The sequence below is a fragment of the Clostridioides sp. ZZV15-6383 genome (assembly GCF_020657735.1).
GTDB classification, from domain to species: domain Bacteria; phylum Bacillota; class Clostridia; order Peptostreptococcales; family Peptostreptococcaceae; genus Clostridioides; species Clostridioides difficile_D.
On sequence record NZ_JAGWCV010000029.1, the window covers coordinates 1 to 16,111 of the forward strand.

The 16,111-nt window shown below is 27.1% G+C and carries 18 protein-coding genes; 2 read left to right on the forward strand and 16 right to left on the reverse strand.

Going from position 1 to position 16,111, the window contains the following annotated elements; all coding sequences use genetic code 11:
* The first annotated feature begins 116 nt into the window (after window positions 1-116).
* Window positions 117-299 carry a DUF1294 domain-containing protein gene (locus KGF42_RS11605; RefSeq protein ID WP_413927014.1) on the forward strand — a complete coding sequence of 61 codons (183 nt, stop codon included), beginning with the start codon at window positions 117-119 and terminating at the stop codon, window positions 297-299.
* Window positions 300-399: 100 nt separating this feature from the next.
* Here the strand turns inward: KGF42_RS11605 and KGF42_RS11610 are convergent, their stop codons facing one another.
* The 11 genes from KGF42_RS11610 to KGF42_RS11655 form a co-directional block, all read right to left on the reverse strand.
* Window positions 400-813, reverse strand: a complete 414-nt coding sequence (locus tag KGF42_RS11610; RefSeq protein WP_227826366.1) for a YjdF family protein — start codon at window positions 811-813, stop codon at window positions 400-402.
* Between the two features lie 270 nt (window positions 814-1,083).
* Window positions 1,084-1,377, reverse strand: a complete 294-nt coding sequence (locus KGF42_RS20485; protein WP_413927015.1) for a PhzF family phenazine biosynthesis protein — start codon at window positions 1,375-1,377, stop codon at window positions 1,084-1,086.
* A gap of 33 nt (window positions 1,378-1,410) precedes the next feature.
* Window positions 1,411-1,860, reverse strand: coding sequence for a PhzF family phenazine biosynthesis protein (locus KGF42_RS20490; RefSeq protein WP_413927016.1), 450 nt, complete (start codon window positions 1,858-1,860; stop codon window positions 1,411-1,413).
* A gap of 68 nt (window positions 1,861-1,928) precedes the next feature.
* The gene (locus KGF42_RS11620) at window positions 1,929-2,690 is read right to left on the reverse strand and encodes an EFR1 family ferrodoxin (protein ID WP_227826367.1); all 762 of its coding nucleotides are present in this window, start codon (window positions 2,688-2,690) and stop codon (window positions 1,929-1,931) included.
* 461 nt (window positions 2,691-3,151) lie between these two features.
* The gene (locus KGF42_RS11625; protein WP_227823456.1) at window positions 3,152-4,378 is read right to left on the reverse strand and encodes an RtcB family protein; all 1,227 of its coding nucleotides are present in this window, start codon (window positions 4,376-4,378) and stop codon (window positions 3,152-3,154) included.
* 250 nt (window positions 4,379-4,628) lie between these two features.
* Window positions 4,629-5,459, reverse strand: a complete 831-nt coding sequence (locus KGF42_RS11630; RefSeq protein WP_227826368.1) for a class I SAM-dependent methyltransferase — start codon at window positions 5,457-5,459, stop codon at window positions 4,629-4,631.
* A 333-nt stretch (window positions 5,460-5,792) separates the two neighbouring features.
* Entirely contained in the window at window positions 5,793-6,695 is a 903-nt protein-coding gene (locus KGF42_RS11635; protein WP_227823458.1) for a radical SAM protein, read from the reverse strand.
* A gap of 49 nt (window positions 6,696-6,744) precedes the next feature.
* The gene (locus KGF42_RS11640) at window positions 6,745-7,206 is read right to left on the reverse strand and encodes a pyrimidine dimer DNA glycosylase/endonuclease V (RefSeq protein ID WP_227823459.1); all 462 of its coding nucleotides are present in this window, start codon (window positions 7,204-7,206) and stop codon (window positions 6,745-6,747) included.
* A gap of 54 nt (window positions 7,207-7,260) precedes the next feature.
* The gene (gene def, locus KGF42_RS11645) at window positions 7,261-7,716 is read right to left on the reverse strand and encodes a peptide deformylase (protein ID WP_227823460.1); all 456 of its coding nucleotides are present in this window, start codon (window positions 7,714-7,716) and stop codon (window positions 7,261-7,263) included.
* Window positions 7,697-7,951, reverse strand: coding sequence for a helix-turn-helix transcriptional regulator (locus tag KGF42_RS11650; protein WP_107594345.1), 255 nt, complete (start codon window positions 7,949-7,951; stop codon window positions 7,697-7,699). Before KGF42_RS11650 ends, def begins: the two co-directional genes overlap by 20 nt.
* Window positions 7,952-8,047: 96 nt before the next feature.
* Window positions 8,048-8,599 (reverse strand): ABC transporter permease, encoded by a 552-nt coding sequence (locus tag KGF42_RS11655; RefSeq protein WP_227826369.1) that lies wholly within the window; start codon window positions 8,597-8,599, stop codon window positions 8,048-8,050.
* Between the two features lie 358 nt (window positions 8,600-8,957).
* Here KGF42_RS11655 and KGF42_RS11660 point away from each other — a divergent pair, with 358 nt between their 5' ends.
* Window positions 8,958-9,191 carry a hypothetical protein gene (locus KGF42_RS11660; RefSeq protein WP_003423684.1) on the forward strand — a complete coding sequence of 78 codons (234 nt, stop codon included), beginning with the start codon at window positions 8,958-8,960 and terminating at the stop codon, window positions 9,189-9,191.
* 225 nt (window positions 9,192-9,416) lie between these two features.
* On the opposite strand, the gene KGF42_RS11665 is transcribed toward KGF42_RS11660, so the two are convergent.
* The 5 genes from KGF42_RS11665 to add all read right to left on the reverse strand — a co-directional run bounded on the left by KGF42_RS11665 (window position 9,417) and on the right by add (window position 15,938).
* Window positions 9,417-11,804, reverse strand: a complete 2,388-nt coding sequence (locus KGF42_RS11665) for a cell wall-binding cysteine protease Cwp13 (protein WP_227826370.1) — start codon at window positions 11,802-11,804, stop codon at window positions 9,417-9,419.
* A 192-nt stretch (window positions 11,805-11,996) separates the two neighbouring features.
* A complete protein-coding gene (locus tag KGF42_RS11670; RefSeq protein ID WP_227826371.1) occupies window positions 11,997-12,752 on the reverse strand; it encodes an acyl-CoA dehydratase activase in 756 nt (251 codons plus the stop codon).
* A 24-nt stretch (window positions 12,753-12,776) separates the two neighbouring features.
* Entirely contained in the window at window positions 12,777-13,928 is a 1,152-nt protein-coding gene (locus KGF42_RS11675) for a double-cubane-cluster-containing anaerobic reductase (RefSeq protein ID WP_227826372.1), read from the reverse strand.
* A 207-nt stretch (window positions 13,929-14,135) separates the two neighbouring features.
* Window positions 14,136-14,876: an EcsC family protein gene (locus tag KGF42_RS11680; protein WP_227826373.1), complete on the reverse strand. Its 741-nt coding sequence runs from the start codon at window positions 14,874-14,876 to the stop codon at window positions 14,136-14,138.
* 72 nt (window positions 14,877-14,948) lie between these two features.
* Window positions 14,949-15,938 carry an adenosine deaminase gene (gene add, locus KGF42_RS11685; RefSeq protein ID WP_227822548.1) on the reverse strand — a complete coding sequence of 330 codons (990 nt, stop codon included), beginning with the start codon at window positions 15,936-15,938 and terminating at the stop codon, window positions 14,949-14,951.
* Window positions 15,939-16,111 lie beyond the last annotated feature (173 nt).

Here is a 16,111-nt window from a genome sequence, read left to right on the forward strand (position 1 = left end):
AAACATATCCTCCTTCTCTATTTAAATAGGATTTAACTACTTTTAATTTGAAATTAAAATCGTATTTAGCCATATAAAAACACCCCAATCATTAGATTTTTGGTCCAACAATTGGGGTGCAGTACAGGAGAATAAAGGAAGCTACCCTTATTTCTATAGCAGTAGTTGGAGGTAGTATAGGTTCTATAATTGGAATGTATTCTTTTAGACATAAAACTAAACATATTAAATTTACATTTGGGATACCTTTTATAATATTTCTACAATTATTACTAGTGTATCTTTATATTTTAAATTGATTTAAAATATAAAATTTTGTTTTTTCAATAAATTAAGGTGTATAAAATATTTTATTTTATACACCTTTTTCTAGCAATTCATAAAAAACACTAAATTAAATTAATGACCTTTATGCTTGGATTTTCTCTTTTCTTGTTTCAAATTAAAAAGTCTTTCTTTTTCTTCTTCTTTTCTATTTTTAGCTAGATTTTTTTTATCCTGTTTTCTTTCTTCATATTGAAGCTTAATAGCATTTTGAGCTTTAGTTCCTACAGTTTCTTGTTCTTTTTTTATTTTTCTCTGCATTCTTTTGTATCCAATCTTGTCTTTGGTTACATTCTTTTCTAACTTAATACTACCAAAATCTAATGAGAAAAATCTTTCAAGTATAAATTCATATACTTCTACTTCTTTAGGCTCTGCTCCAAAGACTACTTTACATGCTTCATATTTTTTGCCATCTTGTCTTTCAAATACTCCTATCCAAAATGGTTCTTCAAATAAGACTGTCAATTTTCCACTAATTTTGTCCATTGCTAGTTCCTCCTATTTAGTTACTTTCTAAAGAATGGACAACCAAGGAGGCAGGTTACTGACAGCAATTACTGCGTCTGGACTACCAACCAGACTGTGTTTTTATCTTTATAAATTAAATACTATATTTTTTAATGATACTTGTCAATATTAGTATCAACTTATATTATATTACTTTAAATTCTTTCATTCTGCTTTATTATAAATAACTCTAATATAAATTAATTATTTTCATAGTAAATTAAATTGTAAATTAGTTATTACATTTCTCTAAATGTCAATCTTTATTGTTCCCTGCATAAATAAAACTGCTTCACCAGAAATTTTTACAGTATTATCCTTCAATAATTCACACTGAATTATACCACCACGATTAGAAAGTTGTGCTGCTATCATTTTACATTTTCCCAACTTTTCAGACCAATATGGAATAAGATTACAATGTGATGAACCAGTAACAGGGTCTTCTGAATCCAATTCTGGACAAAAATATCTTGAAACAAAATCTGTATTACTTCCTTTTGCTGTAATTATTATACCTAACCAATCTGTCAATTTACGCAACTATGCATAATTAGGTTTATAATTTATAACTTCCTATTCACTATTTAGTAATAAGACTAAATCTCTTAAAGAATAAACGGCACTTGGTATACAACCTATCAAATTAGTTTGTTGTGGTGATAGTTCTATTTCAGTAGGCATTATTTCTGGAAATATCATTTCATATAGATTTCCATTTCGTGTAACTTCAAGATTTCCATTTTGAGTAAGAAAATCTATCTTTTGAACATTAATATCAATAAAATTTGATATTACATAAGCTGCTGCTAAAGTTGCGTGACCACATAAATCAATTTCTGCTTTAGGTGTGAACCATCGTAATTCATAATTTCCTTCATTTTTTACTATAAATGCCGTTTCTGGTAAATTGTTTTCTTCAGCTATTTTCTGCATTAACTCCAAAGGTAATCTTCTTTCAAGAACACAAACTCCAGCAGGATTTCCTTCAAATAATTTAGTTGCAAATGAATCACTATGTAGCATTCCATTCTTTTACCGCTCTTTCTAATATAGAGTATATACCATATACATTTAGTAAAATTTAAAATTTCTTACATGTATTTCTCGATATTACTCTGTTCAACAACCTTTTTACCTAATAATGTAATTGCTTGTTTCGTACAATTATTTACACAACGATAACACATTGTACATTGACCATTTGAAACAATCATATCATTTTTAATTACTAAATTCTTCATTGGACATAAATCAATACATTTACCACATACAACACACTCCTCAGCATTGATTTTTAGTTTGTCTGTATACACATTTGTTTTATTGATAAAGTATAATCTTTGTCCAAACAACCCTACAATATGACTCAAAAAACCTAATCCTTCTTTTGGTGGAACCCCATATTTCAATTTTTTGGCGGCCTCAGTTATTTTCTTTTCTGCTTTTATTACCAGCTTTCTATTATACTCCAAAGAATGTTTTAGTATCTTTTCATCTCCTATACTATCTGGCATCCTTACATGTAATCCACCAATAGTTGTAGCACCATATTTTTTTAACGTTCTAGATAACATACCAGAACCATCCCCACTGAACAGAGCCATAGTTGCAATAATAAAAATACGTTTACCATTCCATAAGGTTGAATGCTTGATTATAAAATCTTTCAATATTTTAGGTACATTACTATATTGTACAGGATAGCCGAAAATAATATCCTCATGATTGTGGATGTTTTGTAAAAGTTCACTATTTTCAATAGAATAAGAGTTTGCTATTATATCACATTTTTGTAAAAATTTTTCTACACAATATCTTGAATTTCCAGTTCCACTAAAATATATTCCTATCATAGTATTTCTCCTAATAATTAAAATTATATAGCTCTATTCTTAAAATTTTGACTTTTTTATTATCTAAATTAAGTAATTTATTTAAATAATATAAATATAATTCAACAACTTACCTAATCAATTTATTAGCCGATTATCTAATTCTTTTCTTTACTATTTTAAAATAGATTATAATAATATTAGTAATCTATATTTCCTTAAACATATGTTTTTTCTCTAAAACAAAATTATTAATAGCAATTCCATCATATAACCTGATTATAAATTTAGTAAGTTCATCACATCTTATACCCTTATTTCTCAATTGACAAGTTCCCTAAAAAAGATTTAAAAATTTAACTCTATAATAAAAAACTTTTGATTGCCTAATATCTATAAGTAAGGAGTACTATTTTTATAGTACTCCTTATATTTTACCCTATAGCATTGATACTTTGATATTATTTTGATTTTAATTATTATTAATTTGATTTAAAATTATAAATGGGTTTCAATATTTTAATTATGTCAACTGTATCGCTTATATTTTCAACAATCTCATCAATTGGTTTGTATGCTTGAGGTGCTTCATCAATAGTATTAATATTTACACTTGTTGTAAATATATTTTTCATAGAATCTTCATAATCTTTCATATTTATACTTCTTTTAGCTTCTCCTCTTGAAAGTATACGTCCAGCACCATGAGGTGCAGAGTTAATCCAATCTAAATTGCCTTTACCTACTCCCAATATAACACCATCTCTCATATTTATAGGAATTAATAATTTTCTACCTTCATATGCTGCTATAGCTCCTTTTCTTAATATCCGATTTTCAATTTCTATATAATTATGTATAGTTTGAAAATTGTCTAAATCATTAAATTTAAGACCTATACAATCTTCAATTATTCTCTTAGCCATTGTACCTCTATTTAATTCAGCATATTTTTGTATAATATCCATATCATGAAGATAGTCTTCCATTAATTTCCCTTCTAAATAACACAAATTTTTTGGTACTTTAGGAGTAAAACTATGTTCTTCTTTAAGCTTCACCAATGCCTCTTGAATCTCATCTTCTCTATTTTCCTTTTTATACTTTTCTATGAGTTTTTTACTATCTTCCTCAAATTCATTGTTAGCTCTGATATAATAGTCATAAGCTTTCTTTTGATAGTATTTCGCCACTCTATTTCCAAGATTTCTACTACCTGAGTGTATTATTAAATACTTATTTTTTTCATCATCTTCATCTAATTCAATGAAATGATTTCCCCCTCCAAGACTTCCAATTGCTCGATTATATTCTTCAGTTGCTTTTCCTATACCTTTTATGCAGTACAATGATTCTATTTCTTTTTTGTAATTTGCCTTACTGTATTTATTTATATTAAATCCATGAGGTATTTTTTCTCTTATAAAACCATCTATTTTTTTTAAATCTAAATCAATTTTGCCTAAGTTTACACATAAAACACCACATCCTATATCAACTCCAACAAGATTTGGGACAATTTTATCTTGTACTGTAATGACAGTACCTATTACACATCCAGCACCTGCATGGCAATCTGGCATTATTCTTATCTTAGACTTTGTTGTAAATTCTTGATTACATAATTCTATTATCTGACTTATGGTTGTGCTATCTACATTATCTGTAAATATCTTTGCTTTATTACATTTTCCTTGAACCTCTAACATTAATATCACATCCTTTTTAGCTATATATTTTTAACTACATATTAATTTTAATAACATTGATTATTTAAAAAAATATACTCTAGATAAATTTCACCTAGAAATAACTATTCAAACATTGATTTTTATATAATCAAATTTGTAATATATTAAAACTAACATAAAAGTTTGTATTTTTCAATATATAAGCTTTTCTTATGTTATTTTATTATTATAGGTTTCAAGTTTTTATTTATTCATTTAAAAGAATTTATTATTTTTGTAAAACTAATCCCATAGTCATACTATCATCAGAATATACTTCACCTTTAACATTATTAAAAAACTCAACAGATTTAAATCCAATACCTTCAATTTCTAATAAGAAGCTTTCTTTTGAAAAATAGTGATTCCAAATATAAAATACATTTTCATCTTTTTCTGTTATTACAAGAGTTTGCTCCAATGTATTATAATCACTGTATTTACAATTATCTTGTAGACACATATATCTTTCATTATTCCAAAAGCCTCCATCTTCATTTATTTCCCAGTATTTAATCTCTTCAAAATCATTGTATTTATTTATTGTAAATACATCTAGTATCAATTTTCCTCCAGGTTTTAAACTATCATAAATTTTCTCCATTAACAACCTTCTGTTTTCAGTTGATAAAGCTCCATAATCACAATAAATTAAAGTAGCTAAATCAAATTCCTCATTATAATTCATACTTAAATAACTTATGTTTAAATAACTTATGTTTAAATTAGTCTCTTTATTTCTATTTTGTGCATAGTTAATAGAACGTTTTGAGAAATCAATTCCAGTTACCTTATAACCTTTTTGTGCAAATTTCTCTGCATATAACCCTGGACCACATCCTAAATCAAGTAATTTAGGATACTTGTCTGGATTTGCAACTGTAACTATCCAATTTACAGAATCATTGATAAAGTTAAAATTTCTACTTGCTCCTTCAAAGTCACTATCTAAGTGTGCTTTTAATAATTGCTTTGAAATATACTCATCATCCCAAAAATTAATTTCACTTTTTTTGTGAAGCTCTGGTCTTTCTAAATACATACATAATTTGTTTAACAAAACATACCACTCCTTAAAATTTATTTTTAAAATAAAAAAACCACAGAATTTACTCTGTGGTTTAACTTCAAAAAGATGAGTTTAAATAAGAGTAAAATAGAACCAAATATTTTTAAGCACAACAATAAAACTATAGCTTCACTTTGTTTGCTTATTAAATTTGATTTTATTTACTCTTTTCCAGCAATACTTATATCAACGATTTTATGATATCAAATATCACCGAACAACATCATCCTTTCATATTTTTATTTTATGAATTAATTATATATTTAATTTTTATATTTGTCAATAAATTTTAATCACTATAGTAAAAAAAATTTTTATCTAAAATTAATCAAAAAAAGATATCTGTACATCTCCTGAGTTTTTTAACTTTTCCTTCATTACTTTAGAGTAACTACTTGATAGAGAATATTTATTCCTAAGTTCATTAACCATTTTATATAATTGATTTTTATACTCTTTATTAGCTGAACCTGTAGTATATAGTGTTGATAATTTATTAAATAATTCAGGAAAGTCTTTTTTAACAAAGTCAAAAAAAACACCTCTAGTCATACCTCTTAAGTATAGAGTTCCAGGCAAAACATAATGTACATTACATTCTTTTGCATGTCTAAATAACGAATTTATATTATCAAAACCATCTGTAATATATGGTATAATTGGCATAATATGTAGTCCAACTGATGCGTTAGTTTTTCTAAATTCTTTTAACATTTTAAATCTTTTCATTGAATCTACACCATTTGGCTCAATAAGTTTTTGTATATCTTCATTTACTGTTGTAATTGTAGATGCTACATTGATATATGTAATCCTAGACAGCTTATCAATCAAATCATAATCTCTTAATATTAAATCCGATTTTGTGGAAATAATAGCTGGTGTCTTATACTTTATCAGTAGATTTAATATTTCTGGCATAATTTTATAATCAGCTTCTATTGGTTGATAGCTATCTGTAACTCCCCCTATATTGATTACTTCTTTGTTCCATTTATTACTTTTAAGTTGCTTCTCAAGTTTTTCTACTATATTTGTTTTTACATAAATCTCTTTAAAATAATTACTGGAATTAATGTACTTATGAGAATAAATAGCATAGCAGTATTTACATCCATGCTCACATCCACGATAAATATTTAAATCCCACTTATATGGCATCCTTCTTTTTAATTTATTACAAGCCACTTCACAATTTATTGGAATATATTTCACTTTATTATACAAATAATCACCTCTTTATATACAATAATATCATAATGTTAATTTATAGTAATTAAAGCAGGCTGTTTCCAGACCATAATTCGTAATCCTCACCATATTTACAAAGTAATATATTCCACTCATTCATAGGTATTCCTCCACACATTGCTTTTTCTTCTAAATTATATAAACACTGTTTTAAATATGTTCTATTGTGCCAACCAGTATATAAATTTTCTAAATTTAAACTATGCCCATTAGATATATCATTTGAGAAATTGCTATTTTTCCATTTTAATATACTCGTATATTTAAATTTATTGGGCTTATAATTTCTTTTTAACATTTCATTATGTATAGCTTTTGTATAAAATTTAAATTCATCTATACTATAATTCAATACTTTATTTACTAATAGATGATTTGGAGTACCTTTTTTATCTATAGAACCTTTTATAGCAAGTAGCTCTCTCCATTGACTTACTAATTGATTTTTAGGTAGTACACCAATTAAATCCTTATGCCATAATCTCATAATTTAACTCCTTACTATAAAATATTTTCTAAATTTAGTGCTTACTAATTTATCTTATAATTTTACATGTTCAATAATCTTATCTGTAAAAACTATACCCTCTAAATGGTCTATCTCATGACAAAGACATTTTGCCATAAGACCTGAACCTTTAATTTCTATTTTCTCACCATATTCATTTAAAGCTTGCACTGTAACCTTTTTAGGTCTTTTTAATTTTCCCCATGTTTCAGGAAAACTTAAACAGCCTTCAACAACAATTTGTTCTCCTTCTTCTTTAATAATTTCAGGATTAACAAGCTTAATAAGACCTTCTCCTAAATCTATAACAACTAGTCGTTTTAGTACTCCTACTTGGCATGCAGCTAATCCTCCACCGTTTGGTGTATTATACATAGTTTCTGCCATGTCATTTAATATCTCTCTTATCTTATTATCTACACTTTCTACATACTTACTCTTTTTTCTTAAAATTTCATCATCAAATGTTCTAATCTTTCTTAGAGCCATAATATTCCCTCCTACTTACCTGTGCTCTTGATTTTCTTTCACTTTCTTCAAATAAAAAGACACTTTCAATTGGTTCATTAAAAACTCTTGAAATATCGTATGCCAACCATATTGAAGGTTCATTTTTACCAGTTTCTATGGCATTTATAGCCTGTCTAGATGTTCCAACTAATCTTCCCAATTGTTCTTGTGTCAGCCCTAATTTTTCTCTTAATATCTTTATTTTATTTTTCATATATACTCCATTCATGTAATGTTAACCTTACATTACAAATGTAACATTTTTAAAATTCAATGTCAAGTTAACCTTACAATTATTTAATAAATTATCTCAGTTGACTATTTTTTCATTAAATTTTTTAAGTAGTAGTAAAATCCACACTAGTGATATAACAAATGAAATAAACATATACATATAATTATTTTCCTCAAACGTCTTTGTCAACCAAAATATTGGTAAGAAAAACAAAATATACTGTGTTTTATTTAAAATAAAAAATGGTGCTAAAATACCCATTATAAAAACACCTGATAATTTAGTAATAGCCATTCCCTCTAATTTATTTGATGATAAAGAAATCACTAATGTTGATATAATAATTCCTTGCAACAAAGCTATTAAAGAGATTAATAAATTTGACAATAAAGAAATCTTAGTTAGAGAAAAAGTTAGTAGTAAAATTACTGTGATAATAAACGCTAGAATAGCTGGTATTCCAAGTCGTGAAATGAGATAACCAGTTTTACCAAGTGGAGTTACTATCAAGTACCTTGAAATATTGTCATCAATTTCTCCCAATACCACCATTGTGGAAGCAAAAAAGAACATAAAAGGTGTAATAAAGGCTAAAAGTAAATCAAATAGCAATAAATATGGTTCCAAATTTAATTCATAGTAAAATTTATCAATCAATTAATAAGAGAAATACATAAATTAAAAAGATATAAATCCATATGTGATTTTGTTTCAATAAGAATATTGAGTATTGGTAGAATAAAACTTTTTTTATTTAATGTCAATAGCTTTATTAATATGTTCAAAAATAAGCTTAAAAGCTTTCGAAAATTCTGAATTTTATATAGCATTTTTTACTATATAGTGTTATAATTAAAATATAAATAATATATTATTCTAATTTTCATATCTATTTGCTTATTTTTTAACTTAGTTTCTAATAGAAGTAATCATGTTCATCTTTTTAAAAGTTTCAGTTTTAATAAAAAATAAAGGAGTTGATTTTATGACTACTACTACAAAGAACCGTTTTTACGATTATGTTCAAGAAAACTTAAATAAATATGTCGAAGTGCATTCTTACTTTAGCAGTTGTCCTCTATATGGTGAAATTATAGAAGCAGACAGCTTATCAATCACACTTTGCTCAAGATATATAGACGAATCTAATCCAACTTTAAATGAAACTTACACATTATATTTACCATTAAGCTCAATAATATCTATTAGAACACTATAAAAAGTTAATTAAATATGGGTTATTTATATATAAAATGTAAGATTTTCTATATAAAATAACCCTTTTTATTTACGTTTTTAAACCTATAATACACAAATTTAAAGCTGAAAATAAAACTTTACAATCATTGACTATCTTATTTATCAATAATCTAAAGTAATTATTTTCAGCTTTTCTTAAGATAAGTTACTAATACATACTTATATACACTAATACTTAAGTATCTTATTTAGCACTCTTTAATTTTACTAACTCTTTAAACGCCTTTTGATTTGCTCCTCCACCAACTTGAGTTACTTTTTCTAAAGTCTTATTTTTGAGAACTTCTTTTTGGCTATCAGCTAATTTATCACCAACTAAAATTATTGGTGACCCAGTTTTTGCTCCTAGAGGACCAACTGCCAATCCATCTATTAAATCATTTTGACTTTTAATTCCATTTTTAACTACAAATGCATTTTTTAAAGTATCTTTTTTATAAAAATTATCTATTATCTTTGAGTTAGTTTCATCTCTACTACTACCAGATAATCTAGTTGGATTTTTCAACTTACTTTCTAGATTATTTGATAGGGATGCTGTTCCTCCAATGATATAAGATTTCTCTATGTTTAATGAGTTTAAAAATTCATCAGCTCCTTGCAATTCACTTTTTTCATTTGCAAGTATAATTGGTATATTATTTTCTGCTGCTGCTGCACCTACACTAATTGCATCGGCTAATCCTTTCACCCCATTTACAACGGCTATTTGAGATATATTTTTTATGCTATTTAATTTTTTGGCTAGTAATAAACTTGTCTTATATCTATCACTTCCTGATATTCTCTCTGTCGATATGTTTAAGCTTTTTAATTGTTGTTCAGTTTCTTTACTTATAGAATTTTCTCCACCTATTAAGTATACTTTCTTAGCATCTAATCTCTGTATTTCAGATTTAGTTTTTGAATTTAAAGCTTCTTTTTGTGTCAATAATATTGGTGAATTTATAGCAGATGTAAAAGGAGTTGCTGCCAATGCATCTACTATCGAACCTCCATTTACTAAAACTACATTTTCTGAAGAATTAAAACCATTTTGACTAACTTTAATAGCAGTTTCATATCTATCACTTCCAATTAAAGATTCATTTGGAATACTCTCACTAGAAGACTTTTCTGTGACAGCTTTTATAGTAAAATTACATGGATAAAAGCTACTATCTCTATTTATATCAAAGAATTTTCCAGTGCTATCTATAATATAACTTTCACCTAAGTTAGCTTTTGCTTTAAATGTATCATATCCTGGTACATTTGACTCAGAGCCTATAGTGGACTCTCCATTTTTTGCTTCTATACTTACTACAATTGCACCTTTTCCTTTTGGTATATCAAAAGAATCAATTGGAACTGTTATGTATCCTGAATATTGGGCAGTACCTTCTTTTAATTTTTTCATATTATTTTCTTGAGGTATACTATTTATTACTGGAGCATAATACACTTCATATTTAGCTCCTATACTTTCAGTTAAGAACATTACAGATTTTAGAGTCTCATCACCTCTATTGAAATCAAATACATTTGCTGCTATTATTTTATTTGAGATTAAAGGAACAATGCTTGCATAGTCATGTTGATACATTTTCTCATCATTATTTGGTTTTTGACCTCCTTTGATTGAAAAATTATCTATATCAGACATAAGTGTCTTATCTTCATAAGATATCCAGAAATATCCATCCTCAGAATTATAATCTCCCCAACTATTTTTTATTAGCCAAGCACCATTTTTTGATGGTTTAATATTTGCATTAAAATTGTCTTTAGAATAGTTATCATCCCAGCCTACAATTGAAATAGCATGGTTGGTATTAAAACTTTTTGTTGGGCAATAATATGAATTTTGGTCCTCACTTTGATATTTAATATCTTCATAATAACCAGATGTTACTGCTCCAAATTGTAATATAGCATTTTTTGTAGAATTCATGTCATTACTTACACACACAGCATCTGTCACATTAAAAACAGTCGGTGCTGTATTCATATTAGTTGGTTTTGTCGCTCCTTGTGCTTTAGATACTTTGCCATTGTATGGAATCTCTTTTTCCAATTTAGGACCTGACCAAGATGTTAAATATCCCATAGCTTCATAATTTAAAGCACCATCCATGTCATTTACAGACCATCCATATTCGCCATCTGAAGCCCACCATCTTAAGTGTTCTTCTGATAAATCGTAGTCTCCATAATTATTTAATTTCAAGAAACTTTCTAAAGTTGCCATTGCAGCAAAATCCCAGCATATTCCTAAATTTTCTTGATTTTTTACTGATGTCATAAGACCTAATTTTCTAGGGTCATAAGATGTTGGAGCTGTTCTTCCTTTACTTTGAATTTGAGTACCTTCCAATTGATATGGATTTGGTATAATCCCATTATATTTTTCTGTACGTCCATTTTTAGCATCATTTAGATATTGTTTATAGTTTTCACTGTATTCTGCTTTTTTTACCTGATTCAATGTATTGCTATTGTCAGCTAATACAGGAATTGTTGATATTACTAAAATAGATATTAAAAATAGTGCAACAAACCTTGCCACTTTTTTTGAAGTAAATTTTTTCACGTTTTCTCCCCCTTGCTTCGAGCTAATTTTTAAAATTTTAATGTTATATATGGCTAAATATCAAATATTTACAAATATACAATCATTTAAATCAATTATACCAAAGTTTTCCTTTAGAAATAAACAAAATAAAATAAAAAACTGAACTTATTTAAGATAAATTCAGTTTTTTATTTTATTTTTTATATATTTTTATCTGAACCCTATTACAGCAGCTCCTAACGCTCCTATTATTTGAGTATCTTCTGCAATAAAAAATTTTTTACCCAGTATTTCTTCTATCATTTTTACTAGTTCTTTACTTTTTGCAAGCCCTCCAGTAAATGCAACTTCATCTATTACCTCGCCTCTTGCCAGCATAGATGTAGATTTATTTGCAATAGATTTTAGTATTCCTGCTGCTACCTCTCCAGTAGAAATATTTTGAGCTAGAAGACTTACAATTTCAGACTCAGCAAAAACTGTACACATACTAGATATATTAACTGGCTCATGGCCTTGAGCTAATGTATCAATACTTTCTATATCACTTCCTAAAAGATTAGAAGTAATCTCTAAAAATCGACCAGTTCCTGCAGCACATTTATCATTCATTATAAAATTAAATACATTTCCATCCCTATCTAAATTTATAACTTTACTATCTTGACCACCTACATCTAAAATTGTCCTTATGTTATTATTTAAAAAGTAAATACCTCTAGTATGACAAGTTATTTCTGTTACTTTCTTATCAACAAAATCCATTACGCCTCTTCCATACCCTGTACCTACCACTTTTTTTATATCTTTCTTATCAATTTCGCTACTTAATAACTCATAAACTTGTTTAGATGTACTTTTAGGGCTCCATCCAGTTGGTATAATTATTTTCTTAATAATTTTTTCACCATCGAATAATACACCTTTTGTTGCCACTGACCCTGAATCTACTCCTATACTAAACATAGTTCCTCCTACTTTTATTTATTCCTACAACATCTCCACAAACGCTTCAAATCTAGTTCTCAATTGTTCAGTATCTGATTTTGAGTAATCAGTCTCAAGAGACATAAATGGTTTATTTTTTTCTTTTGTAACAAACTCTCTTATTCTATAACTTTCTATATTAAATGTATGACAGGCTTGTAAAACTACATCTATTACAGCATCTATATTATATTCATCTATTATTCTATCTAATAATTCAATACGATTATCATTGTTCATCATACAAGAACACCCTATGTTTATATACTTTTGTGTCAAAGCGTCATATACATCTTCTATTTCTTCATCAACCAACAAATCGTTTGACCTAATTGCTCCACAAAGTTCATATGCTACAACTGATGCTCCTGCATCTTCTAAAGTTTTAACTATTTTTTCGCTTATCCCACCAATAGGAGAACCTGTTATTAGTATCCTTGGCTTATCTTTTTTAACTGGACATTCTCCTTTTTCATATCTTTCTTTCATATCATTTATAACTTTTCTTAAAGACTGCTTAAGTTCTGTACGGTCAAATTTAAAACCTGCTTGATATAAAACATTATGTAACTCAAGACCTGTAAGTGCAGATGGTTGTAATTTGCCAAGTGCATAGAACTCTTTTAAAAGTTCTCTTTCTTCATTTTTGTCTTTTATAGCAGCTCTTATATCATCTTCTGTTATAGTCACACCTAAAGATTTCTCAACCTCATCCTTTAATCTTATCATTTCATCTTTCCAAAGTTTATAAGCAAATTCTCCTTTTGAGGTATTTGGCAAATGCATTACATATGTTGGCTTAACTTTTGCAAGCTCTTCATACATTTTTTTCTTACCATCACAAGTAGTTTCCCCTATCAATAAATCAGAGAAATAGAAATATGGACAGGTATCTGTTATTGCATGTCCATAGCTTGATTTTATCAAAGGGCAAAGATTTCTTGGAAGTACTCTTTCTGCATCAGGTATTGGTTCTTCACTAACACCACATACACCTACTACAGTTGCTCCAGCTGCCATTGGAATTTCAACTGGAGTAAATGTACAGAAAACTCCAACCATCTTTTTACCGCTTTCCTTAAGTTCTTTTGCATTTATAAATCCTTTTTGTCTAGCCTCATTGAAGCTATCAAATTGTTTTGGCAAATTTGTCATGAAAATATTCCTCCCACTTACTTCTCTTCATAATTCAATTTGTATTTTAAACAATAAAAACTAAATATTTCCATTAAAATACAAACCTCTACATTAGATTCTATCATGCTTTAGCTTTTATCCATAATTGTTTTTATCAATACAAAATCAAATGTATATAGATATATTGTATAACTAATTTTTATGTTATAACTTCTCTTATAACTTTTATAACTTAAGCTCCCTAATCCTCAATCTATAAGCAGACACAGTAGTTTCACATAATTTATCAATTAATTTTCCATTTACATAAAATCCTACAAATACTCCTATTCCAGGCATTAGTTGCAAAAACTTAGCTAAATCTAAATAATCTCTATACTCTTGTTGAAATGTTCTCCAATTAAAATCATTGATGTCTTCTGGTAGACTCTTTACATATTCATCCCAATTATTCATCAATTTAAAAGTTTCATTTATATGCTGTTGACTAGAAAAAGCCAGTTGTAATATATTTAATATATAAATCCTTTCTCTGTAGTCTTTAACATCATATCCATATATTGAAGCTACATCATATAAAAATTTCACTTTAATACCTAAGAGCAAAGGAAAATCGGATAAACCTAAGAGAATTCCTCCTGCCCCTGTTCCTGCTCCTTCAATCATTGCTGTAGTCTTGTAAGTTTTGGCTTTTTCTAAAACTAATTTTTCTCTTTCTTCTAATGACATATTTCTAAGTGGTGGCTTTGTAGCATATTTATATCCAAACAATACGGTTTTTGTCATCACTTTTATAGAAGAAGTAATTATTTCATGGTATTTATCTGGCAATACTCCATTAAATTTATTCTGTATTCCCTTTGATGCTTTGTCAAATATAGATGGTTTCTTTAATATATTTTTCTTCCATTCTTCAAGTTCCTTTTTGGCTAATTTAATATAAGTAACGTCTTCATAACATTTCACATTTTTTCTCCTACTCTAATGTATTATTGTTGATTTAATTAATTAGATTTAAAGTTTAAATAGTTTAATCTATTAAATTAAACTATTCAAGTACTTTTTAGTTTCTTTATCTGCAAAACTCGCTTCTACTGTATTTCTATAAATTATTTTATAGTCTTCTAATCCTAATTTAAAAGTATCAAATATAACATTTAGTTCCGAATTCAAACTTATATCTGATACAGTTCTATTATCAGTATTTATACTTACATGTAAATTATCTTTGTAAAAATTATAAAATGGATGTGTTTTATAAGAATCTACTGTCTTAGTTTGTACATTACTAGTTGGGCATAACTCAAGCAATATTTTTTTATCTCTAACTAAATTATAGGCATTTTTATGTTCATTAATTTTTACACCATGACCAATCCTATCAGCTTTTAAAATATTTATAGCTTCTAATACATTTTCTCCACTTGCGGCTTCTCCTGCATGTACTGTAATTTTATATCCATATTCTCTTGCTAATTTAAAAGTATCTTCATATTCTTTGCAAAATCCCTCTTTCTCTGGACCACATAAGTCTACTGCTACAACACCTTTATTTACAAATGATTTTCCTTCTTCAATTACTAATAATGCCTCTTTTGAAGTCATTGTTCTCATACAACCTAATATTAAATTACCTTTTATATCATAAATACTTTCGGCTTCTCTAATTCCTTCAATTATACCCTCAATTATACTTTTAATACTCATACCTTTTTGGGTATGAAGTAATGGTGCAAATCTAATTTCAATATATTTTACATTTTCTCTACTTGCATCTTCCAAAAGTTCAAAAGCAATTCTTTTTAAATTTTCTTTAGATTGCATTACTTTTAAAGGCAAATCAAATTTTTCTAGATATTCATCAAGCGAAGTACAATTAAAAGAAACTTTTGCTAATTTTTTTATTTCATCAATATTATTTGAAGGTAAGTCTATTTTCTCTTTAATAGCTATATCAAGCATAGTTTCTACTCTAACACTTCCATCCAAATGGCAATGTAAATCTATCTTAGGTAAATTTTCAAACATTTTATCCTCCTACTATACTTATAAATAATATTCTCAACAGATTTTTAAGTCTTATTTCTATTATATCAATATACTACAGTTTTTCATGCTAAAAAAAGTTACAACTCATTAAAATATTTTAATTTAATTTATGATTATCTAATTATATCTACTGACTTTTTTTAATATACATT